26 protein-coding genes are annotated in these 22,503 nt (G+C 71.2%); 8 read left to right on the top strand and 18 right to left on the bottom strand.

Annotation, left to right across the window (positions count from 1 at the left end; genetic code table 11):
* Positions 1-21 precede the first annotated feature (21 nt).
* Entirely contained in the window at positions 22-819 is a 798-nt protein-coding gene (locus tag TU30_RS08415) for an ABC transporter ATP-binding protein (RefSeq protein WP_042166530.1), read from the bottom strand.
* 151 nt (positions 820-970) lie between these two features.
* Between TU30_RS08415 and TU30_RS08410 the strand changes: the two genes are divergently transcribed.
* A complete protein-coding gene (locus TU30_RS08410; protein ID WP_042166528.1) occupies positions 971-1,759 on the top strand; it encodes a hypothetical protein in 789 nt (262 codons plus the stop codon).
* Between the two features lie 91 nt (positions 1,760-1,850).
* On the opposite strand, the gene TU30_RS08405 is transcribed toward TU30_RS08410, so the two are convergent.
* From TU30_RS08405 to TU30_RS08395, 3 genes are all read right to left on the bottom strand, one after another.
* Positions 1,851-2,096, bottom strand: coding sequence for a chaplin (locus TU30_RS08405; RefSeq protein ID WP_042166525.1), 246 nt, complete (start codon positions 2,094-2,096; stop codon positions 1,851-1,853).
* A gap of 167 nt (positions 2,097-2,263) precedes the next feature.
* Positions 2,264-2,905: a response regulator transcription factor gene (locus tag TU30_RS08400; protein WP_042166522.1), complete on the bottom strand. Its 642-nt coding sequence runs from the start codon at positions 2,903-2,905 to the stop codon at positions 2,264-2,266.
* Entirely contained in the window at positions 2,898-4,079 is a 1,182-nt protein-coding gene (locus TU30_RS08395) for a GAF domain-containing sensor histidine kinase (protein ID WP_042166666.1), read from the bottom strand. Before TU30_RS08395 ends, TU30_RS08400 begins: the two co-directional genes overlap by 8 nt.
* Positions 4,080-4,542: 463 nt before the next feature.
* On the opposite strand from TU30_RS08395, the gene TU30_RS08390 reads away from it, so the two are divergent.
* Entirely contained in the window at positions 4,543-5,298 is a 756-nt protein-coding gene (locus TU30_RS08390) for a transglycosylase SLT domain-containing protein (RefSeq protein WP_042166520.1), read from the top strand.
* A 113-nt stretch (positions 5,299-5,411) separates the two neighbouring features.
* Here the strand turns inward: TU30_RS08390 and TU30_RS08385 are convergent, their stop codons facing one another.
* Positions 5,412-7,940, bottom strand: coding sequence for an FHA domain-containing protein (locus tag TU30_RS08385; protein ID WP_176726213.1), 2,529 nt, complete (start codon positions 7,938-7,940; stop codon positions 5,412-5,414).
* Positions 7,941-8,534: 594 nt separating this feature from the next.
* Between TU30_RS08385 and serB the strand changes: the two genes are divergently transcribed.
* Positions 8,535-9,743, top strand: coding sequence for a phosphoserine phosphatase SerB (serB, locus tag TU30_RS08380; protein ID WP_042166516.1), 1,209 nt, complete (start codon positions 8,535-8,537; stop codon positions 9,741-9,743).
* A gap of 100 nt (positions 9,744-9,843) precedes the next feature.
* Here serB and TU30_RS08375 read toward each other — a convergent pair whose 3' ends face one another.
* From TU30_RS08375 to TU30_RS08365, 4 genes are all read right to left on the bottom strand, one after another.
* Positions 9,844-10,362 (bottom strand): histidine phosphatase family protein, encoded by a 519-nt coding sequence (locus TU30_RS08375; protein ID WP_042166513.1) that lies wholly within the window; start codon positions 10,360-10,362, stop codon positions 9,844-9,846.
* A gap of 64 nt (positions 10,363-10,426) precedes the next feature.
* Positions 10,427-10,633 (bottom strand): hypothetical protein, encoded by a 207-nt coding sequence (locus TU30_RS08370; RefSeq protein ID WP_042166510.1) that lies wholly within the window; start codon positions 10,631-10,633, stop codon positions 10,427-10,429.
* A 172-nt stretch (positions 10,634-10,805) separates the two neighbouring features.
* Positions 10,806-10,922 carry an SGM_5486 family transporter-associated protein gene (locus TU30_RS37955; RefSeq protein ID WP_095534108.1) on the bottom strand — a complete coding sequence of 39 codons (117 nt, stop codon included), beginning with the start codon at positions 10,920-10,922 and terminating at the stop codon, positions 10,806-10,808.
* A gap of 99 nt (positions 10,923-11,021) precedes the next feature.
* Positions 11,022-12,431 carry a CynX/NimT family MFS transporter gene (locus tag TU30_RS08365; protein ID WP_042166509.1) on the bottom strand — a complete coding sequence of 470 codons (1,410 nt, stop codon included), beginning with the start codon at positions 12,429-12,431 and terminating at the stop codon, positions 11,022-11,024.
* A gap of 70 nt (positions 12,432-12,501) precedes the next feature.
* On the opposite strand from TU30_RS08365, the gene TU30_RS08360 reads away from it, so the two are divergent.
* A complete protein-coding gene (locus TU30_RS08360) occupies positions 12,502-13,194 on the top strand; it encodes a FadR/GntR family transcriptional regulator (RefSeq protein ID WP_042166506.1) in 693 nt (230 codons plus the stop codon).
* Here TU30_RS08360 and TU30_RS08355 read toward each other — a convergent pair.
* The 8 genes from TU30_RS08355 to TU30_RS08325 all read right to left on the bottom strand — a co-directional run bounded on the left by TU30_RS08355 (position 13,172) and on the right by TU30_RS08325 (position 17,694).
* The gene (locus tag TU30_RS08355) at positions 13,172-13,537 is read right to left on the bottom strand and encodes a hypothetical protein (protein ID WP_042166663.1); all 366 of its coding nucleotides are present in this window, start codon (positions 13,535-13,537) and stop codon (positions 13,172-13,174) included. The two genes, TU30_RS08360 and TU30_RS08355, sit on opposite strands and share 23 nt — an antisense overlap.
* 214 nt (positions 13,538-13,751) lie before the next feature.
* A complete protein-coding gene (fabI, locus tag TU30_RS08350) occupies positions 13,752-14,519 on the bottom strand; it encodes an enoyl-ACP reductase FabI (protein ID WP_042166504.1) in 768 nt (255 codons plus the stop codon).
* A 5-nt stretch (positions 14,520-14,524) separates the two neighbouring features.
* On the bottom strand, positions 14,525-15,244 hold the full coding sequence (fabG, locus tag TU30_RS08345; protein ID WP_042166501.1) for a 3-oxoacyl-[acyl-carrier-protein] reductase: 720 nt from the start codon (positions 15,242-15,244) through the stop codon (positions 14,525-14,527).
* A 171-nt stretch (positions 15,245-15,415) separates the two neighbouring features.
* Positions 15,416-15,802 carry a type II toxin-antitoxin system VapC family toxin gene (locus TU30_RS08340; protein WP_107068395.1) on the bottom strand — a complete coding sequence of 129 codons (387 nt, stop codon included), beginning with the start codon at positions 15,800-15,802 and terminating at the stop codon, positions 15,416-15,418.
* A gap of 5 nt (positions 15,803-15,807) precedes the next feature.
* The gene (locus tag TU30_RS37000; protein WP_234307807.1) at positions 15,808-16,227 is read right to left on the bottom strand and encodes a hypothetical protein; all 420 of its coding nucleotides are present in this window, start codon (positions 16,225-16,227) and stop codon (positions 15,808-15,810) included.
* Between the two features lie 259 nt (positions 16,228-16,486).
* The gene (locus tag TU30_RS08330; RefSeq protein WP_052479758.1) at positions 16,487-16,909 is read right to left on the bottom strand and encodes a hypothetical protein; all 423 of its coding nucleotides are present in this window, start codon (positions 16,907-16,909) and stop codon (positions 16,487-16,489) included.
* Between the two features lie 30 nt (positions 16,910-16,939).
* Entirely contained in the window at positions 16,940-17,125 is a 186-nt protein-coding gene (locus TU30_RS36995) for a hypothetical protein (RefSeq protein WP_052479757.1), read from the bottom strand.
* A gap of 95 nt (positions 17,126-17,220) precedes the next feature.
* A complete protein-coding gene (locus tag TU30_RS08325) occupies positions 17,221-17,694 on the bottom strand; it encodes an ATP-binding protein (RefSeq protein ID WP_199816830.1) in 474 nt (157 codons plus the stop codon).
* Positions 17,695-17,860: 166 nt separating this feature from the next.
* Here TU30_RS08325 and TU30_RS08320 point away from each other — a divergent pair, with 166 nt between their 5' ends.
* Positions 17,861-18,724 carry a helix-turn-helix transcriptional regulator gene (locus TU30_RS08320; RefSeq protein ID WP_042166496.1) on the top strand — a complete coding sequence of 288 codons (864 nt, stop codon included), beginning with the start codon at positions 17,861-17,863 and terminating at the stop codon, positions 18,722-18,724.
* On the top strand, positions 18,721-18,915 hold the full coding sequence (locus TU30_RS08315) for a DUF397 domain-containing protein (protein ID WP_042166493.1): 195 nt from the start codon (positions 18,721-18,723) through the stop codon (positions 18,913-18,915). Before TU30_RS08320 ends, TU30_RS08315 begins: the two co-directional genes overlap by 4 nt.
* Before the next feature lie 95 nt (positions 18,916-19,010).
* On the opposite strand, the gene TU30_RS35940 is transcribed toward TU30_RS08315, so the two are convergent.
* Positions 19,011-19,343: a hypothetical protein gene (locus TU30_RS35940; protein ID WP_141713748.1), complete on the bottom strand. Its 333-nt coding sequence runs from the start codon at positions 19,341-19,343 to the stop codon at positions 19,011-19,013.
* A gap of 241 nt (positions 19,344-19,584) precedes the next feature.
* Here TU30_RS35940 and TU30_RS08310 point away from each other — a divergent pair, with 241 nt between their 5' ends.
* Entirely contained in the window at positions 19,585-21,108 is a 1,524-nt protein-coding gene (locus TU30_RS08310; protein ID WP_042166491.1) for a TldD/PmbA family protein, read from the top strand.
* Positions 21,105-22,499, top strand: coding sequence for a metallopeptidase TldD-related protein (locus TU30_RS08305; protein WP_042166489.1), 1,395 nt, complete (start codon positions 21,105-21,107; stop codon positions 22,497-22,499). Before TU30_RS08310 ends, TU30_RS08305 begins: the two co-directional genes overlap by 4 nt.
* Positions 22,500-22,503: the final 4 nt, after the last annotated feature.

The raw sequence follows: 22,503 nt of genomic DNA, 5'->3' as shown, positions 1-22,503 counted from the left end.
GGGGCAGGGCGGGTTCGGGCATCAGGCCATCGGGAGGCCCTGCGCGGTCCAGCGGTCACCGACCTGCTCCACGACCAGCGGGAGGCCGAAGCAGAGGGAGAGGTTGCGGGAGGTGAGGTCGAGTTCCAGTGGGCCGGCGGCGAGGATCCTGCCCTGACGGATCATCAGTACGTGGGTGAAGCCGGGGGCGATCTCCTCGACGTGGTGCGTGACCATGACCATGGAGGGGGCGATCGGGTCGCGGGCGAGGCGGCCGAGGCGGCGTACGAGGTCCTCGCGGCCTCCGAGGTCGAGGCCGGCGGCGGGCTCGTCGAGGAGCAGCAACTCGGGGTCGGTCATCAGCGCGCGGGCGATGAGGGTGCGCTTGCGCTCGCCCTCGGAGAGGGTGCCGAACCCGCGGTCCACGAACTCGGACATGCCGAGACGGTCGAGGAAGGCGCGGGCGCGCTGCTCGTCGACCTCCTCGTACTCCTCCTGCCAGCCGGCGGTCACGCCGTAGGCGGCGGTCAGTACGGTCTGCAGGACCGTCTGACGCCTGGGGAGTTTGTCGGCCATGCCGTTTCCGGCGATGCCGATGCGCGGGCGCAGTTCGAAGACGTCGGTGCCGGGGGCGCCGAGGGTCTCGCCGAGGATGGTGGCGGTGCCCGCGGTGGGGAACAGGTAGCTGGAGGCGATGTTGAGGAGGGTGGTCTTGCCGGCTCCGTTGGGGCCGAGGATGACCCAGCGCTCGCCCTCCTTGACCGACCAGGAGACCTGGTCCACCAGAGCCCGGCCCTCGCGGACCACGGATACGTCCTGAAGCTCCAGAACATCGCTCATGAGCGCGTTGTCTCCCCTTGCAGTGTGGCCGGGTCCCGGCTGTGTCGTACACCTGTGGTCGGTCCGCCGCACCCGTGGGCGCAGCCCTTCATGAAATCTACGCCACCGGTCGACCCGGACATCCCATCGGTCCGGTCCTTAGGGTGGGGGCATGCTCTCGGAACCACGTTCAGGACGTCTGACCTCATGGGGAAATGCCCTTGTTGCCGGTCTTGTCTCGCCGGACGACGCCGTGCTCGCCGTCGTCGGTGACGACGCGGTGCACCGGGTGGAGGGGGTGCCGGGCGAGTCCGCGCCGGTGGGCCTCACGCTGGCGCTGGGGCGGCTGCGGGCGCTCGGGGCGACCGGGCTGCGGATCGCGCTGCCCACGCCGGGGCATCCGCTGGGGCTGAGCGGGCCGCCGGAGTTCAACGCGCGGGCGCTGGAGGCGGGGGAGGCGGTGGTGGGTCACGGAGCCGCCTTCGGGCTGGTGCCCCGGGTGCGGGAGGCCGGGCCCGAGGGTGATGTGCACGTGGAGGTCGTCTGGCACTGCCTGCCGGTACGGGAGGCGCCGCCCGCCGATGTGCCCTCGCTCGGCGAGGCGGAGCGGGAACTGGCGGAGGCGTTGCGGGAGGCGACCGAGGTCCTGACGCGGCTGGACCTGGCCGGGTCGGGGCCGGTGGCCGAGGCGGCGATCGACGCGTACCGGGCGCGGGCGGAGGCGGGGCGTCAGGTGCTGGCGCCGGGATACCCGCCGCGGGCGGTGCGGGTGCTGGAGCTGGCGCAGCGGGTCGGGGCGCTGGTCACGCTGGCCCGTACGAACGGGCACGGGGGCGCGGTGAGCGCGTCGGAGATGGCGGCGCGCGGGGAGGCTCTGCGGCCGGTGGAGCGGACGGCCCGGCGGGCGCAGGTCGCGGCGTACAACTCCGTGGTGGAGGAACGGGAGCGTGGCGTGAGGTGAATGCCGGTTGCCCCCGACGATCCCGACAGCACCGTCCGGCCTCCCGGACGGGGCCGGGAGGCCGGGGTCGTCACCGGGTCGGTGACAGACGTCAGCCGTTGACCGCCACGTTGCCGAAGGCGGGGTTCAGCAGACCGATCACGTTGACGCTGTTGCCGGACACGTTGACCGGGACGTCGACCGGGACCTGGACGACATTGCCCGAGACGACGCCCGGGGAGCCCACGGCCTTGCCGTCGGCGTGCGCGCCGTCGGTGGCGGAGGCCATGCCCGTGCCGGCGGCGAGCAGCCCGCCGGCCATCATCGTCACGGCCGCCGCCTTCTTCAGGTTCTTCACTTTCCGAGCCCTCCTCGCGGTCACCGCGGCAGGCGCCGCGGTACGCACGGGACAACGGCGGGGGCCGAAGAAGGATGCGCCATCCGAGGGACATTCCCACGACAGTATGAATCTCGGACCGGAGGGGAACCGTCCGCCCGGCCCCGGACGTCACGGCGCGCCGGACGTCACGTGCTCAACCCGTGGCGTACGGCCCACAGGGCGGCCTGGGTGCGGTCCGACAGGTCGAGTTTCATCAGGATGTTCGAGACGTGCGTCTTCACGGTCTTCTCGGACAGCACCAGGGCACGGGCGATCTCCCGGTTGGAGCGGCCGTCCGCTATGAGGCCGAGCACCTCGCGTTCCCGCTCCGTGAGCGACCCGGCGCGGCCCTGGCCCGAGTGGGTCTCCTCCTGGGCCAGCAGGACACCGGCGACCTCCGCCTGGAGGAGGACGTGCCCGGCGTGGACGGAGCGGATGGCGCCGGCGAGCGCGTCGGGGTCGATGTCCTTGTACACGTATCCGGCGGCGCCCGCGCGCAGGGCCGGGACCACGGTGCGCTGCTCGGTGAAGCTGGTGACGATCAACACGCGTGCGGGATGCTCCAGTTCGCGGAGCCGGCGCAGGGCGTCCACTCCGTCCATGCCCGGCATCCTGACGTCCATCAGGATCACGTCGGGCCGCAGTTCGTCGGCGAGGGCGACTCCTTCGGCGCCGTCCGCGGCCTCCCCGACGACCTCGATGTCGTCCTGCACCTCGAGGAAGGTGCGCAGACCCCGGCGGACCACCTGGTGGTCGTCCACCAGCAGCACCCTGATCGCGTCAGCCACCGGGAACCTCCATCTCGATCGTGGTGCCCTTGCCGGGCGCCGATTCCACGGTCAGGCTGCCGCCGGCCCCGCTCGCCCGGTCACGCATGGAGACCAGGCCGAGATGGCGTCCCGCGCGGCGGACGGTCCCCGGGTCGAAGCCCTTGCCGTCGTCGGCGACCCGCAGGACGGCGCCACTGCCCCGGCGTTCCAGGGTGACGTCCACGTGGCCGGCCTCCGCGTGCCGCAGCGCGTTGTGCAGCGCCTCCTGGGCGACACGCAGCACCGCTTCCTCCTGGGTGGCCGGCAGGGCACGCGCCCCGTGGCCGGTGAAGGTCACGCGCGCGCTGTGGGCGCGGTCGAGGACCTGGACCTGGGTACGGAGGGTCGCGACGAGACCGTCCTCGTCGAGGGCGGCGGGGCGCAGCTCGACGACCGCGGCGCGCAGCTCCTCGGCGGCCTCGGCCGCCAGGGCGGCGACCTGCTGGAGTTCGCCCTTGGCCCGGGAGGGGTCGCGGTCCACGAGGCGGGCGGCCGCCTGGGCGGTGAGCCGCAGGGAGAACAGTTTCTGGCTGACGGCGTCGTGGAGCTCGTGGGCGAGGCGGGAACGTTCCTCGGCGATGGTCAGTTCGCGGCTGCGCTCGTAGAGCCGGGCGTTGGTGAGGGCGATCGCGGCATGCTGGGCCAGGATGCCGAGTACGTCCTCGTCGTCCTGGGTGAATCCGCAGCCGCCCGCCGGCGCGGGACCGCCCGGGGCCTGCGCGGGGTGCGCCGCGACGGGCCTCAGCTTGTTGGCGAGGAAGAGGGCCCCGATGACCTCGTCGCCGTCGCGGACGGGCAGGCCCAGGAAGTCGACCAGATCGGGGTGGGCACTGGGCCAGCCCTCGAAGCGGGGGTCCCTGCGGACGTCGGCGAGGCGCTGGGGCCTGTCCTCGCGCAGCATCGCGGCGAGAATGCCGTGCTGGCGCGGGAGGGGGCCGATGGCCTTCCACTGCGCGTCGCTGACGCCGTCGACCACGAACTGGGCGAAGCCGCCGTGGTCGTCGGGGACGCCGAGCGCGGCGTACTGCGCGTCGAGCAGCTCACGGGCCGAGGCGACGATCGTCTTGAGGACGTCACGCACCTCGAGGTGCCTGCTCATGGCCAGCAGCGCGGTGCTCACCGCGGCGAGACCTGACGGGGGACCGTGGCTCATGTCCTCACGGTACCGGCGGGCCGCGGTGCCGCGGATCCGTCCGGCGACGGCGACGGCCTGGGACGGAGGTCGTAGGACCCCGGGTGCGCCGGGAGCCGCCGACGGCCGGTCCGCGTACCGGTCGATACCCCTCACGGAGTGGCTTGCTCCAGCAACATTCCGTGAGGAGAAGGGGGGTCGGGTGTGAGGCCGGACATAGGGCGCACATCACGTACGAACACGCATAGGAGATACATAACTGACACGCACGCCAGGCGTATAGTCCGATTCGCCCGGCATGCGCACCCCTGATCCACTACCCGTCTTCGTACCTCACACCTTTGCCTCGCCATTTTGCGGCCGCTAAGAATGGCTCCCGTCGCTCAGTGCCGTGGGTTCTCCCCCACGGCGTTCGTGCCGGAACAACCACTGTCCCCACCGGACGTTGAGCGACCTCCGCGCTATTCGAAGAGGTCCCCCACCCATGTCGAAGAACTTCCTCATCCGTGGGCACGCCCGTGCTCTGAACCGCCATCACAAGGTCGCCGTCGCCGGTGTCGCCGCCTTCGGCGCCGCGGCCATCGGTTTCTCGGCCACGCCGAGCGACGCGTCGACGACCACCACGAGCGAGGCGGCCTCCACCGCACGGATCGCCTACAGCACCGAGCCGATCAAGGACGTCAGGGGCACCGTCACCGACCAGCTGGCCGGCGCCGGTGTGAAGACCGAGCTGATCTCCGCGAAGAAGAAGGCCGCCACCGACGCCGCGGCGAAGAAGAAGGCCGGGAAGAAGGCCGCCGCGGCCGCCGCGGAGAAGAGGGCCGAGCGGGAGCGCGAGAGCGACCGGGCAGGCCGCTCCGGCGACCGTCAGTGGGACGGCCGGCAGGGCGACACCGGCAAGCCCGCCCGGAAGGACTACGCCGACAACCTCGACGGCTGGATCCGCGAGTCCCTGGACATCATGAAGAAGCGTGGCATCCCGGGTTCGTACGAGGGCATCCACCGCAACATCATCCGGGAGTCCTCGGGCAACCCGAAGGCCATCAACCTCTGGGACATCAACGCCCAGAACGGCATCCCGTCCAAGGGTCTGCTGCAGGTGATCCCGCCGACGTTCTCGGCGTACCACGTCCCGGGCACGTCGAAGAACATCTACGACCCGGTCGCGAACATCACCGCCGCCTGCAACTACGCGGCGGACCGGTACGGCTCCATGGACAACGTCAACAGCGCGTACTGAGGTCGGCGCGGACCTCTTCTCGCGACCCGACGCGAACCGGTACGCCGAAGGGCGGCACCCCCCTGACGGGGTGCCGCCCTTCGGGGCGTACGGCGCGCGGGCGGCCGCTTCGGCTACTTGCGCATGACCTCGGGCTCGTGGCGGCGCAGGAAGCGGGCCACGAAGAAACCGCAGACCACGCCGAGGGCGATGAGCGCGCCCATGTCCATGAACCAGGCCCCGGCCGTGTGCTCCCACAGCGGGTCGGTGTCGCCCGGCGTCTCCGGCGGGCTGATCCTGTTGAAGTCCAGCGTGGCACCGGCGGCGGCGACCGCCCAGCGCGACGGCATCAGGAACGAGAACTGGTTGACGCCCACCGCGCCGTGCAGCGCGAACAGGCAGCCGGTGAACACGACCTGGATGATCGCGAACATCACCAGCAGCGGCATGGTCTTCTCCGCGGTCTTCACCAGCGCGGAGATGATCAGGCCGAACATCATCGAGGTGAAGCCCAGCGCCATGATCGGGACGGACAGCTCGAGCAGCGTGAAGCCTCCGAGAACCAGCCCCTCCTCGGGAAGCTCCCTGCTGGAGAAGCCGATGATGCCGACCATCAGGCCCTGCAGCACGGTGACCATGCCGAGCACGAACACCTTGGACATCAGGTAGGCCGAGCGGGACAGACCGGTCGCACGTTCCCGCTCGTAGATGACCCGTTCCTTGATCAGCTCACGTACGGAGTTCGCGGCACCGGCGAAGCAGGCACCGACCGCGAGGATCAGCAGGACCGTGGTCGCCGTGCCGTTCGGAATGATCCGGCCGGCCGCGTTGGGCTCGTTCGGCAGCAGTCCCCTGTCGGGATCGATGAGGAGGCTGACCGCGCCGAGCACGGCCGGAAGGATCACCGTCAGGGCGAGGAAGCCCTTGTCGGAGACGATCACCGAGACGTAGCGGCGTACCAGTGTGACGAACTGCGACATCCAGCCCTGCGGCTTCGGCGGCCGCATCGCCTGCAGCGCCGGGACCTGTACGGACTGCGGCGCGACCGCGTCGATGTCCGCGGCGTACATCTGGTAGTGCTGCGAGCCCTTCCAGCGGCCCGCCCAGTCGTAGTCGCGGTAGTTCTCGAAGGCGGAGAAGACGTCGGCCCAGGTGTCGTAGCCGAAGAAGTTCAGGGCCTCCTCGGGCGGCCCGAAGTAGGCGACGGAACCACCGGGCGCCATCACCAGGAGCTTGTCGCAGATCGCCAGCTCCGCCACGGAGTGGGTGACGACGAGGACGGTGCGCCCGTCGTCGGCGAGTCCGCGCAGCAACTGCATGACATCGCGGTCCATGCCCGGGTCGAGGCCCGAGGTCGGCTCGTCCAGGAAGATCAGCGACGGCTTGGTGAGCAGCTCCAGCGCCACCGAGACCCGCTTGCGCTGGCCGCCGGAGAGGGACGTGACCTTCTTGTCCTTGTGGATGTCCAGCTTCAGCTCGCGCAGCACCTCGTCGATGCGGGCGTCGCGCTCGGCGGCCGTGGTGTCGGCCGGGAAGCGGAGCTTGGCCGCGTACTTGAGGGCCTTCTTGACGGTCAGCTCCTTGTGCAGGATGTCGTCCTGCGGGACCAGACCGATGCGCTGGCGCAGCTCGGCGAACTGCTTGTACAGGTTGCGGTTGTCGTAGAGGACCTCGCCCTGGTCGGCGGGCCGGTACCCGGTGAGCGCCTTGAGCAGGGTGGACTTGCCGGAGCCGGACGGGCCGATGACCGCGATCAGCGACTTCTCGGGCACACCGAAGGAGACGTCCTTGAGGATCTGCTTGCCGCCGTCGACCGTGACGGTCAGGTGCCGGGCGGAGAAGGAGACCTCGCCGGTGTCGACGAACTCCTCGAGCCGGTCGCCGACGATCCGGAACGTCGAGTGGCCGACGCCCACGATGTCGGTGGGGCCGAGCAGCTGCGTGCCGCCCTTGGCGATCGGCATGCCGTTGACATAGGTGCCGTTGTGCGAGCCCAGGTCGCGGATCTCCATGCGGCCGTCGGGCATCGAGTGGAACTCGGCGTGGTTGCGGGAGACCTGCAGGTCGGAGACGACCAGGTCGTTCTCCAACGCACGGCCTATCCGCATCACGCGGCCGAGCGAGAACTGGTGGAACGTGGTCGGACTGCGGTCGCCGTACATCGGCGGCGCCCCCGCCGCGCCGCCGGGACCCTGCTGCTGCGGGACGTGCGGCGCGGACTGCTGCGGCGCCGGCGGCTGCTGCCGGCCGCCCTGGGCCTGCGCCTGCTGCTGCCCCTGCTGGACCCAGCCCGGAATCGCCCCCTGCGCCCCCTGCGCGGCGTACGGCTGCTGCGGCCGTGCCTGCGGCGAGGCGGCCGGGGCAGCGGCCGCGGCGCCGGTCAGGGCCACGCGCGGGCCGTCGGTCGCGTTGCCCAGGTTCAGCGCCGTGTCGGAGCTGATCTCCAGATGGTGGATCCGCTGGCCCTGCGCGAACGTGCCGTTGGTGCTGCCGTGGTCCGCGACGACCCAGGTGCGGCCGTTGAAGCTGATCGTGGCGTGACGCCAGGAGACCCTGGCGTCGTCCAGCACGACGTCCCCCTGCGGATCACGTCCCAGGGTGTACGACCTGGACGGATCGAGCGTCCAGGTCCGTCCGTTTGATTCCAGTACGAGTTCCGGCACTCCATGCCCCACTGAGTTGTCCCCCGAATTTCCCCCGTCGCAGGGAGTCTAGGGATGTCGAACATCGGGGGGAACTATTTCAGGCTCGGCACCCTGACCGAAAGCCGGGCCTTGCGAAGCGGGCGCCCGGATGCTGTCGGCGCCGCCGTTGACGGGGCCGAAACCGGGCCGGAGAGGGGTAATCCGCGCGTGGGGGACGTGCGCGGCCACCCCGCCGCGGAACGGATCGGGGGGTCTGCCACGAACGCTGCCACGGGCGTCGGTACCGCAGGGCGTGACACCCGCGTGCCGTGGGCGGACGTCGTGATGTCCGCGGTCGCCGCGGTGAGCCGGGCGCTGATCGGGATGGCGGGGACGGCGGCGGTGGGGCTGCGTCCGCTGGACGCGGACTCGGCGGGTTCGCCGGGGCCGATGACGGCGGCGGTGGTGGCGCCGGCCCGGCGGCGGGCGGTGGGGGAGGCGGGAAGGACCGCGAGGAGGGCGGCCGCCCGGGCGCGCAAGGTCCGGGACACCTCGGCGACGCCGAGAGTTCGCTGTCCGCCAGACGGACCTCGGGCGCGCGGGGCACTGCGTGCCGGATACGGTGGGAACACCATGAGCGCATCGCAGACCTCGGACGTTCCCACACTCCTCGTCAAGATCTTCGGCAAGGACAGGCCGGGCATCACAGCCGGTCTCTTCGACACTCTCGCCGCCTACTCCGTCGATGTGGTCGACATCGAGCAGGTCGTCACGCGTGGCCGGATCGTGCTGTGCGCGCTCGTGACCGAGCCGGCGCAGGGCCTGGAGGGCGGTCTGCGGGCGACCGTCCACAGCTGGGCGGAGTCCATGAAGCTCCAGGCGGAGATCATCTCCGGCATCGGTGACAACCGTCCGCGCGGGCTCGGCCGTTCCCTGGTCACCGTGCTGGGCCACCCGCTCACCGCCGAGACGACGGCGGCGATCGCCGCGCGGATCACCCGGTCCGGCGCCAATATCGACCGTGTCTTCCGGCTCGCCAAGTACCCGGTGACCGCGGTGGAGTTCGCGGTGTCCGGGGTGGAGACGGAGCCGCTGCGCACCGCTCTGGTGACCGACGCGGCGAAGCTCGGGGTCGATGTCGCCGTCGTCTCGGCCGGACTGCACCGGCGGGCCCAGCGTCTGGTCGTCATGGATGTGGACTCCACGCTCATCCAGGACGAGGTGATCGAGCTCTTCGCCGCTCACGCCGGGTGCCAGGACGAGGTCGCCGGGGTGACCGAGGCGGCGATGCGCGGGGAACTGGACTTCGAGCAGTCACTGCACGCGCGCGTGCAGTTGCTGGCGGGGCTGGACGCCTCCGTGGTGGACAAGGTGCGCAGCGAGGTACGGCTGACGCCGGGCGCCCGCACCCTGGTCCGCACGCTGAAGCGGCTCGGCTACCAGGTGGGTGTGGTCTCCGGAGGGTTCACCCAGGTCACGGACGACCTGAAGGAGCGGCTGGCGCTGGACTTCGCCCACGCCAACACCCTGGAGATCGTCGACGGGAAGCTGACCGGCAGGGTCACGGGCGAGATCGTGGACCGGGCGGGCAAGGCGCGGCTGCTGCGCCGGTTCGCCGCCGCGGCGGGGGTTCCGCTGTCGCAGACCGTGGCGATCGGCGACGGCGCGAATGATTTGGACATGCTCAATGCGGCGGGGCTCGGGGTCGCCTTCAATGCCAAGCCGGTGGTGCGTCAGGCCGCCCACACCGCGGTGAACTTCCCTTTCCTGGACACCGTCCTGTATCTGCTGGGCATCACGCGCGAAGAGGTCGAGGCAGCGGACGTCCTCGACCTGGACTGAGCCGCGCGAGGAGGTCACGGCCGTCGGCGCCCTCGCGGGAGCGGGGCCCGGCGCCTGGTCCGCTCCGCCGGTGCCGGGCCCCGCTGTCATGCCGCGAGGGTCACTCGCTGGGAGCCCAGTAGTCGAGCAGGGTGGCGGCACCCGGCTCCAGTGACTTCCAGGAACCGGCGAAGGACAGCACGGCGAACGCGGCGGCCGGACAGCCGCGACGGCTCATCCGCTCGCCCGCGTCCCCCTCGGCCGATCCGGCGAGGACCTCGGCCGCTCCCTGGACGCCGGGGTTGTGACCGACGAGGAGCACGTTCTGCGCATCGTCCGGGATCTCGTTCAGCAGGGCGATCAGCTCACCGGGGGAGGCCTCGTAGATCCGCTCCTCATACACGGTCTTCGGCCGCTGCGGGAACTCGTGGACCGCGAGTTTCCACGTCTCCCGGGTCCGGGTCGCGGTGGAGCACAGGGCCAGATCGAAGGCGATGGCGGAGTCGACGAGCTTGCGTCCGGCGACTGCGGCGTCCATCCTGCCGCGCTCGGCGAGCGGGCGTTCGTGGTCGGTCACCGGTGGCCAGTCGGCCTTCGCATGCCGGAAAAGGACAATCCTGCGAGGTTCTGCGACGCTCATGTGACCCAGCTTCGCATGAAACAGGCCATGAGGCGCAGGGAGTTGAAGGCCGCTTCCGGGGTGCTCAGCGGGCTATGAGCTGCTGTGCCCGCTCGATGAGGTGGGTGATTCCGGGCTCGGCGGCCGCCGCGTGCGCGTCGGCGGGGTTCAGGATCAGGGTGAGCAGGGCGACGAAGGCGAGCGCGGGCAGGGCGAGGGCCCACCACGGCAGCCGGATGTCGATGCCGCCCCGGGGAGCCGGGTGGGGCCGGGTGTGCGTGCGCGCGGACATGGGGTCTCCGCCCTTCGAGGGGTCCGTGTCCGCGTCTCGCGGTCACATATCGAAGGTAGGGACTCCCGGGCCGTCAACCCATCCGGTGAGCCACCCACTTGCCCCTGAGCCCGGCCCCCTAGGGGATGGGGGTGCCTGCACCCCCGTGAACCCCGGCCGGGGCGGCGGGGTGTCACGGCGCCAGGATGCTCGCGATCACACCGATGACGATGAAGATGGCGAAGAACGCGCCGAAGACGAGCAGCATCTTCTTCTGGCCGTTCTGGGGGTTCGGGTCGAGGACTGGCATGGGTCAAGTCTCGCACCCGCCGGCGGTACGACGTGCTCCGGGGCGGGGTGGAGCGGGGCGGGGACAGGGCTCGGGCGCGGGAACCGGAGGGCCGCGGGCTCAGCGGGCGGCCGCCGCCTCGTCCTCCACCGTGCGGGCGCGGCCTGCCAGCACGCCGGCGATCATCTGCGGGATCAGCAGGGCGGCCATGAGGGCGAGGGGCAGGTCCCAGCCGCCGCTGTGCTGGTAGAGGACGCCCACCAGGAGAGGGCCCGGGATGGAGATCAGATAGCCGGTGCTCTGCGCGAAGGCCGACAGCTTGGCCACACCCGCGCCGGACCGGGCCCGCATCCCGACCATGGTGAGCGCGAGCGGGAAGGCGCAGTTGGCGATGCCCAGCAGCAGCGCCCAGGCCAGGGCGCCGGCGGCGGGCGCGAAGTACAGCCCGGCGTATCCGATCAGGCCGCTCGCACCGAGCACGACCACGATCGGGCCCTGCCGGGGCAGCCGTGTGGCGACGCGCGGGATGACGAAGGCGAGCGGCACTCCCATCACCATGGTGAGCGCGAGGAGCAGCCCGGCGGTGCCCGCGCCGACGCCCGCGTCCCGGAAGATCTGCGCCATCCAGCCCATGGTGATGTAGGCGGCGGTGGCCTGGAGTCCGAAGAAGACGGCGAGCGCCCAGGCGGTCCTGCTACGGGTGATCCGCAGCTCGGACGCGGGCTCCTGCTCCCGTGACGGATGCCGGCCGAAGACCTGTTGCCCCGGTGCGTCCGCTCCCCGCGTGTGCCGTTCCGTGCCGCGCAGCTCCCGCGCGGGCGTCCGCGCCGCCGGCGCCCGGCCCCGCTCCCCCACGAACGGGAGCCAGGGCAGTACGGCGGCCGCGGCGAGCGCGGCCCACAGGGCGAGTCCCGACTCCCAGTCCCCGCCCAGCACCTCGGTCGCCGGCACGGTCACCGCGGCGGCCAGGGCCGTGCCGAGGGCGAGGGCCATGGAGTACAGGCCGGTCATGGAGCCGACCCGGTCCGGGAACCACTGCTTGACGATGACCGGCATCAGGACGTTGCTGACGGCGATGCCCATGAGCGCGAGGGCGCTGGCCGCCAGGAAGCCCGCCGTGCTCCCCGTGAACGGGCGGATGAGCAGACCGGTGCCGATGGCGGCCATGCCGGCGCACACCACCGCACCCGGCCCGAAGCGTCGGGCCAGCCGCGGGGCGGTGACACCGAAGACGGCGAAGCACAGCGGGGGCACGGAGGTGAGCAGTCCGGCCGTGGTGCCGCTCATGCCGAGCCCGGTGCGGACCTCCTCGAGCAGTGCCCCGAGGCTGGTGATGGCGGGGCGGAGGTTCAGCGCCGCCACCACGATGCCGACGACGAGCAGCCGCGTCGTCCACGCGCGCGCGTCGGGCCGTCCGGCCCCACCCGCCGTCCGGTCACCGGGTTCCGTGCCGTCGGACGCCGGAGCCGCCGTGCACACCGTCGTGGACGTGACCGTCCGGGATTCTTCACCATCCATGAGGCCCATCATAGAATCATGGGATGATTGGTTGTCCATGTCCGGGACGCCTCCCGATGCCTCCGTCGTGCGAAGGTGTGTCATGCCCCTGAGCCATCCCCGTCGTTCCGCACTGTCCGAACAGGTCATCGCCGCTCTGCGCGCCCAGATCACCTCGGGCGAGTGGCCGGTCGGCTCCCGCATTCCGACCGAGCCGGAGCTGGTCGGGCAGCTGGGAGTGGCCCGTAACACGGTCCGTGAGGCCGTCCGCGCGCTGGCGCACAACGGGCTGCTGGCCATCCGCCAGGGCTCGGGCACGTATGTCGTCGCCACGAGCGAGCTGGCGGGTGTGATGCACCGCCGCTTCGCCGACGCCGACCCCGGGCACGTCGCGGAACTGCGCTCCACCCTGGAGGCGTCCGCGGCGCGGCTGGCCGCCCGGCGGCGCACCGGGAAGGACCTCAGGCAGCTCGACACGCTGCTGCTGCGCCGCGAGGAGGCCTGGGCCTCGGGTGCGGCGGAACCGTTCGTGGCGGCGGACGCCACCTTCCACCTCGCCGTCGTGGCCGCGTCCCACAACGACGTGCTGACCGCCCTGTACGCGGACCTGAGCGAGGTGCTGCGGGACTGGCTGCGCGACGACGTGGGCCAGGAGCTGACCCCCGAGACGCACATGGACCACGCGCGGCTGCTGGACGCGATCCGCGCGGGTGACGCGGCGACGGCGGCCGAGGAGGCCGCCGCCTACCCGTTCGCCTGCCGTCCGGGGCGCGTCAGCCCGCCTTCCGGTGGCTGATCCACGCCGTCCCGACCTCGTCCCAGCAGCGCCCGTCGAGCCGTACGGTCTGTGCGGGTCCGGCGGCCACCGGAGGGCTGTCGCTGTCGAGGTCCCACCAACGGAGGCACTCGATGTGCAGGCGCACGTGGTCGGTGTCCGGATAGGGGTTGTGGCAGTACGCGGTCACCCAGGACCCGTCGACCCCGATCCGGCAGGCGGCACCGAACGGATCGCCGGCCGCCGCGTCGCCCGATCCCGCGTCGGCGGGGTGCACGCGCGCGTGCGGCATCGCGTCGTACGGCATCGCGTCGTACGAGAGGATCGGCACGAGGCCGATACCGGCAGCGACGGCGACGGTCATCGAGGCCAGGCGGTAGGAGCGCACAAGGGGACCTCCTCGGCCGTGCTGGGGAGGGGGGATCACGCGGCGGACGCGTACTCCACGGTCCCCTGCCGGCGCCGGACCCCGCCTGTCCTGCTGAGCCGGTCGGGTGACACGGCCGAGGGCCCGCACTCTCCGGGGTACGGACCCTCGACGACTCCTGCGGAAAGGACGCGACAGGACGATCGGGCCGCTAGGCGCCGACGGCGTGCAGTCCGCCGTCCACGTGCACGATCTCGCCCGTGGTCTTCGGGAACCAGTCGCTCAGCAGGGCGACGACACCGCGGCCGGCCGGCTCCGGGTCCGTCAGGTCCCACTCCAGCGGGGCACGGTGGTCCCACACGGAGGCCAGCTCGCCGAAGCCCGGGATGGACTTGGCGGCCATGGAGCCGATCGGACCCGCCGAGATCAGGTTGCAGCGGATGTTCTGCTTGCCCAGGTCACGCGCCATGTAGCGGCTGGTCGCCTCCAGGGCGGCCTTGGCCGGGCCCATCCAGTCGTACTGCGGCCAGGCGTACTGCGCGTCGAAGGTGAGGCCGACGACGGAGCCGCCGTTCTGCATCAGCGGCAGGCAGGCCATGGTCAGCGACTTCAGGGAGAACGCCGAGACGTGCATGGCCGTGGCGACCGACTCGAACGGCGTGTTGAGGAAGTTGCCGCCCAGCGCGTCCTGCGGCGCGAAGCCGATGGAGTGCACGACGCCGTCGAGGCCGCCGAGCTCCTCGCCCACGACGTCCGCGAGACGGCCCAGGTGCTCCTCGTTGGTCACGTCGAGCTCGATGACCTTGGTGGGCTTGGGCAGCTTCCTGGCGATGCGTTCGGTCAGCGTGGGCCGCGGGAAGGCGGTCAGGATGATCTCGGCGCCCTGTTCCTGGGCCAGCCGGGCCGTGTGGAAGGCGATGGAGGACTCCATCAGCACACCGGTGATCAGGACGCGCTTGCCCTCGAGAATTCCGCTCATGTCGTTCAGTGACCCATTCCCAGTCCGCCGTCAACGGGAATGACGGCTCCAGTGATGTACGAGGCGTCGTCCGAGGCGAGGAACCGCACCGCGGTGGCGATCTCCCCGGGCTGCGCGTACCGGCCGAGCGGCACCTGCGACACGATGCCCGCGCGCTGTTCGTCGGTGAGCACCTTGGTCATGTCGGTGTCGACGAAGCCGGGCGCGACGACGTTGAAGGTGATGTTGCGCGAGCCCAGCTCACGGGCGAGGGAGCGCGCGAAGCCGACCAGGCCGGCCTTGGAGGCGGCGTAGTTCGCCTGCCCCGCCTGGCCGGCCAGGCCCACCACCGAGGAGATCAGGACGACCCGGCCCTTACGGGCACGCAGCATGGCGCGGTTGGCGCGCTTGACGACCCGGAAGGTGCCGGTGAGGTTGGTGTCGACGACCGAGGTGAAGTCCTCCTCGGACATGCGCATCAGGAGCTGGTCCTTGGTGATGCCGGCATTGGCGACGAGCACCTCGACCGGGCCGTGCTGGGCCTCGATCTCCTTGTAGGCCTGCTCCACCTGCTCGGAGTCGGTGATGTCGCACTTGACGGCGAGGCAGCCCAACTCCGCGAGGACGGCCGGCGGCTCGCCCGAGCGGTAGGTGACGGCGACCTTGTCGCCGGCGTCGGCGAACGCGCGGGCGATGGCGAGGCCGATGCCCCGGTTGCCTCCGGTGACGAGAACCGAGCGGCTCAACGGATCACCCTTTCGATAACGGTCTCTCCCCGCCCGAGCACCCGAACGACAGGCGGCGACGGCAGGCGGCTTCCTCGAAAACCTATCGGTCGAAACGCTTCGAAGGACATTGGGGCACCGACAGTGGCCGATGGGACTCACTGTCGGATCCCTACAGAAACGCCCCGGTCCTCAGTCGTTCATACCAGGTGCGTGAGCGGGCAGGCCCTCGGCGCGAGCGGTCTCGAGCATTCTGCGGTCATAGGTCACCAGGGCGGCCAGGTCGTCCCGCAGCGAGAGCGCGCCGGCCACGTGGATCGCCTCCAGCGTCCTCAGGCGTCCCACGAGCAGGGCCGCTCCCTCACGCACCTCTCGCGTGAGGAGGATCTCGGTGATTCGGGCGTCCAGGTCCTCCATCGCCTCGGGGAAGTGCCCCATGAGGTCCAGGGTCCGTACGGTCTCCACGAAGCCGAGCATGCTCGTGGCGAGCGGCTCCGTGACCCGCTGCTGGAGGAAGGCGTCCACCGCTCCCCAGTGGTTGCGCCGGGTCATCCAGGTGACCAGCGCCGAGGTGTCCATGCAGATCAACGCTCGTCCTCTTCGCGCTCGGCCGGCAGCAGCGCCAGAGGGTCGGCGTCCTCCGCCACCTCGTAGTGCGGCATGTCATGCCGATCGGCGGCGGTGACCGGCCTCAGCTTGATCCTCCCCTGTGCCACCAGATGCGCGTACCGCTCCATGGGGCCGCCGGCCGGGGACAGTACCGCGAAGAGGCGCCACATGGTCACGAGCATCCCGTCGACGGCGATCTCGCGACCGTCGCCGAGTTCGCAGGAGGCACCGCGCAGGACGAGTTCGGCGAGGACCAGGGCGTGGGCGTAGCGGGCGTTGCGCCGGTCGGGGGCCCATCGGGGCTCCGGCGCCCCGGCGGGCAGGAGCCGGACTCCGTCGAGCCGGGCGGTGAGGCGCTGGAGGGCGGAGCGCGGGACGGGATCGAGGCCGGGCACGCGCAGGAGACGGCGAGCAGCTCTTGAAGGGGGTGACGACCTCCTGTGAAGAGCCACGCATGACCTGTGCCCAGTCCTCCCGCAGCCCCGGGCTCCGCACGAGAATCCGCTCCCACAGCTCCCCGAGGACCATGCCGTCCTGGGGCGCTTCCTCCCGCAGGACGGTCGCGGCGGTGTGCAGGGCCTGGGCGACGACGGTCGTGATGCCGGGCACGGCGTCCCTTCTTCGCAGGGACGGGGGTGACGGCTGCGCCCGGACTCAGTCCAGGCCGACCGGGGTGATCGGGGTGACCGGGGTGACCGGGGTGTCGTCGGGGCCGTTCGTCTGGACGAGCAGGAGGTCACCGACCGTGGCGTCACGCCCGAGACCGAGGCGGGAGACCGGGAACGCGCCCGGGGCCTGTGCCGTGCCGACGGGCTGGAGACGCAGCTCGCTCTCCGCGCCCTGGGAAGCGAGGCCCGCCCACACCGCGTCGTGACCAATGCGAAGCACCACGCTGCTGAGCCGGTCGGTGAGGACCGCGCACACGACGGTGAGCCGCTGCTGCTCCCTCCTGGGCACGGGAATCGCCGCGATGCGCTCCAGGACACCGGGCAGCGCCAGCGTGCCCTCCAGCAGCCGCTGGACCGTCTCCCGCTCCTCGTCCCGGCCGTCCCCGGTCTCGGCGGCGGCGAAGTGCACCAGGGGCAGGCCGTCGTCCAGGGTGCGCTGTCACTCGGGCAGCAGGAAGTCGATGGTCAGGGCCTCTTCCCGGGTGGGTGGGTGTACGTCGTCACCCTCGCCGAACTGGGCGAGCCAGGCATTGACGTCTCCCCAGCGCCACACCGGTGACCGTCCGGTGATCCCCTCGGGGTCCGGGAAGGGCAGCTTGTCCTGCCGCCGCTCACCCACCGTCAACTCGAACAGGCCGACAAGCCTACCCGCCCCTACCGGCACTGACCGAAAGAACAACTCGGCACGCGTAGGTGGTTGTTGCGGAAGATAATCATCAACTAAGGCTGAACCGGACGCGGGTCGTCCGGGACATGGACCGCACACTCGGCCCACACGGTCTTGCCCGGCCCCGTCCGCCCGTTCACGCCCCAGCGGTCGGCGACGGCTTCCACCAGGAGCAGGCCTCTCCCACCGTCGGTGTCCGCGGACGGATGGCCCACCGGCTCGGAGAACTCCGGGTGCCCCGGGTGGGTGTCGGACACCTCGACGTGGACGAGGCCCGCGGACCGGTCGTACGTGAGCCGCAGCTCGAAGTCGCGTCCCGGGACGTGGCCGTGGAGGACCGCGTTGGAGGCGAGTTCGGCCACGACGAGGGTGATGGTGTCGGAGGCCGGGCTGCCGTGGGGAAGGTGCCACAGGTCGAGCCGGTGGGTGGCGAGTCTGCGGGCGAGCCGTGCGCCACGACGGGTGGCGGAGAAGCGCTGGGCGAACACACTTACGGTTACGGCCTCTTGGGCCCGTGGTGCTGGCATGCGGCCAGCGTTCCGTGCCGTTCCCGGCCTCAACAGGGACGACACCCATACAGGCGTGGCTGTATCGGCGCACACTCTGGACTGGGTGGGTAACTCCCCGTGCCCCTGGGCGGTTCGGGCGGGGTTGAGCGAGGCGTGAACAGGCGAACACGGGAGGCACGCGGCGATGAGGGCGGACCACGGCGGAGGCGGGAACGGCGGCGCGAACGGCACGGAAGCGGAACTCTCCGACAGCCTGAAGACCTTCGGCGCGGTCCTCAAGGCCCTGCGCGAGGAATCCGGCCTGACACAGGAGGAGTTCGCGGTGCGAGTGCGGTACTCGGCCGCGTACGTCGCCAAGATCGAGCAGGGAAAGCGGTTCCCGCCGGCGGACCTGCCCGCCCGCGCGGAGGAGGTCCTGGGGCCGGTCGCGGTCAAGGTCCTCACGGCGGCGGCAAAGAGTCTGACGCGGAGGGCGGGGCTCGCTTCGTGGTTCCGGCAGTGGGCGGGGATCGAGGAGGAGGCGATCTCCTTGTACGCGTATGAGTGCCGGGCGGTTCCTGGGTTGTTGCAGCCGGAAGGATACATCCGAGCGATCTTCGACCGGCAGATTCCTCCGCTGTCGGAGGAGCAGTTCGAACGGCAAGTGGCCGCCCGGCAAGAACGACAGCGCCTCTTGGACGAGCGCCCGAACACGGCGTTCTCCTTCCTCATCGAACAAGCGGTTCTCGAACGTCACCTCGGGGGTGCCGAGGTGGCACGGGCGGTCATCGGCAACCTCTTGGAACAGGGCAGCCGACGGAACGTCGAGATCCTCGTCATGCCCCTCCGACAGGAGGATCACTCCGGGGTCGACGGCCAGATGTACCTCGCTGAACGCGACAACCACCAGTGGGTCGGCTACGTCGAGGGACACGACAGCAGCACTCTGTCGACCGAGCCGAAATTGGTGAGTTCCATGCTCCAGCGCTATGGGAAGATGCGGTCACAGGCCCTGAGTCGTATGGCCACTGTGGACCTGCTGCTGAGGGAGATGCAAGGAGCGCTATGAGCACCGAACTGGCCTGGTTCAAGAGCAGCTACAGCGGCAGTGGCGGCGGCAACTGCATCGAGGTCGCCGTGCGCCCCGAGGCCGTCCACATCCGCGACTCCAAGGACAAGCGAATCCGTCCCCTCGTCGTGACGCCGACCGCTTGGGCGGCGTTCGCGGCACTCTCGGCCGGCGCGTCTCTGGACAGCTGAGTTCGCGTCGTACGTGGCCGGTTGCGGGCGGGTACGGGAGTTGCTCCCGTACCCGCCCGCCGGTCTGTACCCGCGTGTCCTACTCCTGCCCGCCCTCACCGAACAGGTTGAGGATGTCGAGCTGTATGTCGCCGCCCTCGACCTCGTCCAGGCCGAACAGTGCGGCTGCCAGGGTCGTTCGGGTGCTTCTTGTGCCGGAAGTACTCCCGGCACATCGGATGCAGCAGACCGTCGTCGCACAGCGAGGCGACCGTTCCTCCGCTGCGGAAGGTGGGGTTCAGAGCGAGCTTGGGGTCGGGCCAGCGGGTCCTGCGCTCGCGCTCGCCGGCGAGGTGACTCTCGATGTCCGGGTCCCGCACGGCGACGAGGGAGCTGGTGAACGCCTCGTACTCGGCGACGAGGTCGTGATGGACACCGAAAACGTCCATGGATCGGCCGGTCCCCCCCTTGATTCCATACGTCCGCTCGGTCGCGTGCCGCATCGGGGAGCAGTCCCCCGCCGGAAGACGGAACCACGCAACTGAGCCACCTTACTGCCCCACGCCCCTCCCATCGCCGGTGGTTTCCCGACCTCACGCTCCGGCTTTTCCCAGGGGAGCACGAGCAGCGAGACATGATTCACTGCTTCCGATGGTCACCACAGGTAAGCGCCCGAAGGGATCTCCACCCGTGCCCCATGACATCGATCCGTCGTTCCTGGCGTTGCCCCTGCGTCCCCTCGCCGACGCCGCGCTCGCGCGGGCGCGGTCGCTCGGGGCGGACCACGCGGATTTCCGGCTGGAGCGGGTGCGCGACGCGTCCTGGCGGCTGCGGGACGCCAAGCCGGCCGGGTCGTCGGACACCACCGACCTGGGGTACGCGGTGCGCGTGGTGCACGGCGGGACGTGGGGTTTCGCGTCCGGCGTGGATCTCACCCCGGACGCCGCCGCCAGGGTTGCCTCGCAGGCCGTGGCGATGGCGAAGCTGTCCGCCCGGGTGATCGGGGCGGCCGGGTCCGAGGAGAAGGTCGAGCTGGCCGACGAGCCCGTGCACTCCGAGAGGACCTGGGTGTCGTCGTACGGGATCGACCCGTTCACCGTGCCCGACGCGGAGAAGGCCGGGCTGCTGGCCGAGTGGAGCGCGCGGCTGCTGGCGGCGCGCGGGGTGGACCACGTGGACGCCTCCCTGCTCACCGTGCACGAGAACAAGTTCTACGCCGACACCGCGGGGACCGTCACCACGCAGCAGCGGGTGCGGCTCCACCCCGTGTTCACGGCGGTGTCCGTCGACGATTCGAGCGGCGAGTTCGACTCCATGCGCACCCTCGCGCCGCCCGCGGGGCGTGGCTGGGAGTACCTGACGGGCACCGGCTGGGACTGGGACGACGAGCTGGAGCGGATCCCCGGGCTGCTGGCCGAGAAGATGCGCGCGCCGAGCGTGGAGCCGGGCCTGTACGACCTGGTCGTGGACCCGTCCAACCTGTGGCTGACCATCCACGAGTCCATCGGGCACGCCACCGAGCTGGACCGGGCCCTCGGCTACGAGGCCGCCTACGCCGGAACCTCCTTCGCCACCTTCGACCAGCTCGGCACGCTGCGCTACGGCTCCGAACTGATGAACGTCACCGGCGACCGCACCGCCGAGCACGGACTGGCGACCGTCGGGTACGACGACGAGGGCGTCGAGGCGCAGGCCTGGGACCTGGTGAAGGACGGGACGCTGGTCGGCTACCAGCTGGACCGGCGGATCGCGAGGCTCACCGGCTTCGAGCGGTCCAACGGGTGCGCGTTCGCGGACTCCCCCGGGCACGTGCCGGTGCAGCGCATGGCCAACGTGTCGCTGCGGCCGGATCCGGCCGGGATGTCGACCGAGGATCTGATCGGGGGCGTGGACCGGGGCGTCTACGTCGTCGGCGACCGGTCGTGGAGCATCGACATGCAGCGCTACAACTTCCAGTTCACCGGGCAGCGCTTCTACCGGATCGAGAACGGGCGGCTGGCGGGGCAGCTGCGGGACGTCGCCTACCAGGCCACGACCACCGACTTCTGGGGCTCCATGGCGGCGGTCGGCGGCCCGCAGACCTACGTCCTCGGCGGCGCCTTCAACTGCGGCAAGGCCCAGCCGGGACAGATCGCGGCGGTCTCGCACGGCTGCCCGTCCGCCCTCTTCAAGGGCGTCAACATTTTGAACACCACGCAGGAGGCGGGTCGATGAGCGCGCGTACCAGCAAGCCGCACGAGATCGTCGAGCACGCTCTCGAGCTCTCCCGGGCCGACGGCTGTGTCGTGATCGCCGACGAGCAGTCGAGCGCCAATCTGCGCTGGGCGGGCAACTCGCTCACCACGAACGGTGTCACCCGCGGGCGCACGCTCACCGTCATCGCCACCGTGGACGGCCGGGAGGGCACCGCCTCCGGCGTGGTGTCCCGGTCCGCGGTGACGGCCGACGAGCTGGAGCCCCTGGTGCGGGCCGCCGAGGCCGCCGCGCGGGGCGCGGGTCCGGCCGAGGACGCGCAGCCGCTGGTCACGGGCGTGGCGCCGTCCCCCGGGTTCACCGAGGCGCCCGCGGAGACCTCCTCCGCCGTCTTCGCCGGCTTCGCTCCGGCGCTGGGCGAGGCGTTCGCACGCGCGCGGGCCGGCGGCCGGGAGCTGTACGGCTTCGCCCACCACGAGCTGGTCTCCAGCTATCTCGGCACGTCGGCAGGGCTGCGGCTGCGGCACGACCAGCCGAACGGCACGCTGGAGCTGAACGCCAAGTCGCCGGACCGTACGCGGTCGGCCTGGGCGGGGCGGTCCACGCGGGACTTCGAGGACGTCGACCCGGTGGCGCTCGACGCCGAGCTGGCCCTGCGGCTGGGCTGGGCCGAGCGGCGGCTCGATCTGCCCGCGGGCCGGTACGAGACGCTGCTGCCGCCGACCGCGGTGGCGGATCTGCTGATCTACCAGCTGTGGTCGGCCTCCGGGCGGGACGCGGCCGAGGGGCGCACCGTGTTCTCCAGGCCGGGCGGCGGCACCCGGGTCGGCGAGCGGCTGACCGGACTGCCGCTGACCCTGCGCAGCGACCCGGACGAGCCGGGCCTGGAGTCGGCGCCGTTCGTGATCGCGCACTCCTCCGGCGGCGACCGGTCGGTGTTCGACAACGGGTTGCCGCTGACGGCCACGGAGTGGATCCGCGCGGGTGAGCTGGCGCACCTGACCACCAGCCGGCACAGCGCGGGACTGACCGGACTGCCCGTGGCCCCCGGGATCGACAACCTGGTCCTGGACGGGGGTGGGGACCGCTCGCTGGAGGAGATGGTCGCGGCCACCGAGCGGGGGCTGCTGCTGACCTGTCTGTGGTACATCCGCGAGGTGGACCCGGCGACCCTGCTGCTCACCGGGCTGACCCGGGACGGTGTCTACCTCGTCGAGAACGGCGAGGTCGTCGGCGAGGTCAACAACTTCCGGTTCAACGAGTCGCCGGTGGACCTGCTGGGCCGGGCCACGGAGGCGGGGCGTACGGAGAAGACGCTGCCCAGGGAGTGGGGCGACTGGTTCACCAGGGCCGCGATGCCCGCGCTGCGGGTCCCCGAATTCAATATGAGTTCCGTCAGCCAGGGCGTATAACCTC

This window comes from Streptomyces sp. NBRC 110035 (assembly GCF_000829695.1).
Classification (GTDB): Bacteria; Actinomycetota; Actinomycetes; order Streptomycetales; family Streptomycetaceae; genus Streptomyces.
Note: the sequence above shows the minus strand (reverse complement) of the source record. Positions and strands in the feature narration are given on the sequence as shown.

Coding starts and splice junctions, on each gene's coding strand:
- TU30_RS08370 (WP_042166510.1), bottom strand. CDS start 10,633: ATGTCCGCGCGCACGCACACCCGGCCCCACCCGGCTCCCCGGGGCGGC.
- TU30_RS08395 (WP_042166666.1), bottom strand. CDS start 4,079: ATGAGCCACGGTCCCCCGTCAGGTCTCGCCGCGGTGAGCACCGCGCTG.
- TU30_RS37955 (WP_095534108.1), bottom strand. CDS start 10,922: ATGCCAGTCCTCGACCCGAACCCCCAGAACGGCCAGAAGAAGATGCTG.
- serB (WP_042166516.1), top strand. CDS start 8,535: ATGAGCGCATCGCAGACCTCGGACGTTCCCACACTCCTCGTCAAGATC.
- TU30_RS08415 (WP_042166530.1), bottom strand. CDS start 819: ATGAGCGATGTTCTGGAGCTTCAGGACGTATCCGTGGTCCGCGAGGGC.
- TU30_RS08365 (WP_042166509.1), bottom strand. CDS start 12,431: ATGATGGGCCTCATGGATGGTGAAGAATCCCGGACGGTCACGTCCACG.
- TU30_RS08390 (WP_042166520.1), top strand. CDS start 4,543: ATGTCGAAGAACTTCCTCATCCGTGGGCACGCCCGTGCTCTGAACCGC.
- TU30_RS08305 (WP_042166489.1), top strand. CDS start 21,105: ATGAGCGCGCGTACCAGCAAGCCGCACGAGATCGTCGAGCACGCTCTC.
- TU30_RS08325 (WP_199816830.1), bottom strand. CDS start 17,694: ATGCCAGCACCACGGGCCCAAGAGGCCGTAACCGTAAGTGTGTTCGCC.
- TU30_RS08360 (WP_042166506.1), top strand. CDS start 12,502: ATGCCCCTGAGCCATCCCCGTCGTTCCGCACTGTCCGAACAGGTCATC.
- TU30_RS08340 (WP_107068395.1), bottom strand. CDS start 15,802: ATGGACACCTCGGCGCTGGTCACCTGGATGACCCGGCGCAACCACTGG.
- TU30_RS08375 (WP_042166513.1), bottom strand. CDS start 10,362: ATGAGCGTCGCAGAACCTCGCAGGATTGTCCTTTTCCGGCATGCGAAG.
- TU30_RS08320 (WP_042166496.1), top strand. CDS start 17,861: ATGAGGGCGGACCACGGCGGAGGCGGGAACGGCGGCGCGAACGGCACG.
- fabI (WP_042166504.1), bottom strand. CDS start 14,519: ATGAGCGGAATTCTCGAGGGCAAGCGCGTCCTGATCACCGGTGTGCTG.
- TU30_RS35940 (WP_141713748.1), bottom strand. CDS start 19,343: ATGGACGTTTTCGGTGTCCATCACGACCTCGTCGCCGAGTACGAGGCG.
- TU30_RS08410 (WP_042166528.1), top strand. CDS start 971: ATGCTCTCGGAACCACGTTCAGGACGTCTGACCTCATGGGGAAATGCC.
- TU30_RS08355 (WP_042166663.1), bottom strand. CDS start 13,537: ATGACCGTCGCCGTCGCTGCCGGTATCGGCCTCGTGCCGATCCTCTCG.
- TU30_RS08315 (WP_042166493.1), top strand. CDS start 18,721: ATGAGCACCGAACTGGCCTGGTTCAAGAGCAGCTACAGCGGCAGTGGC.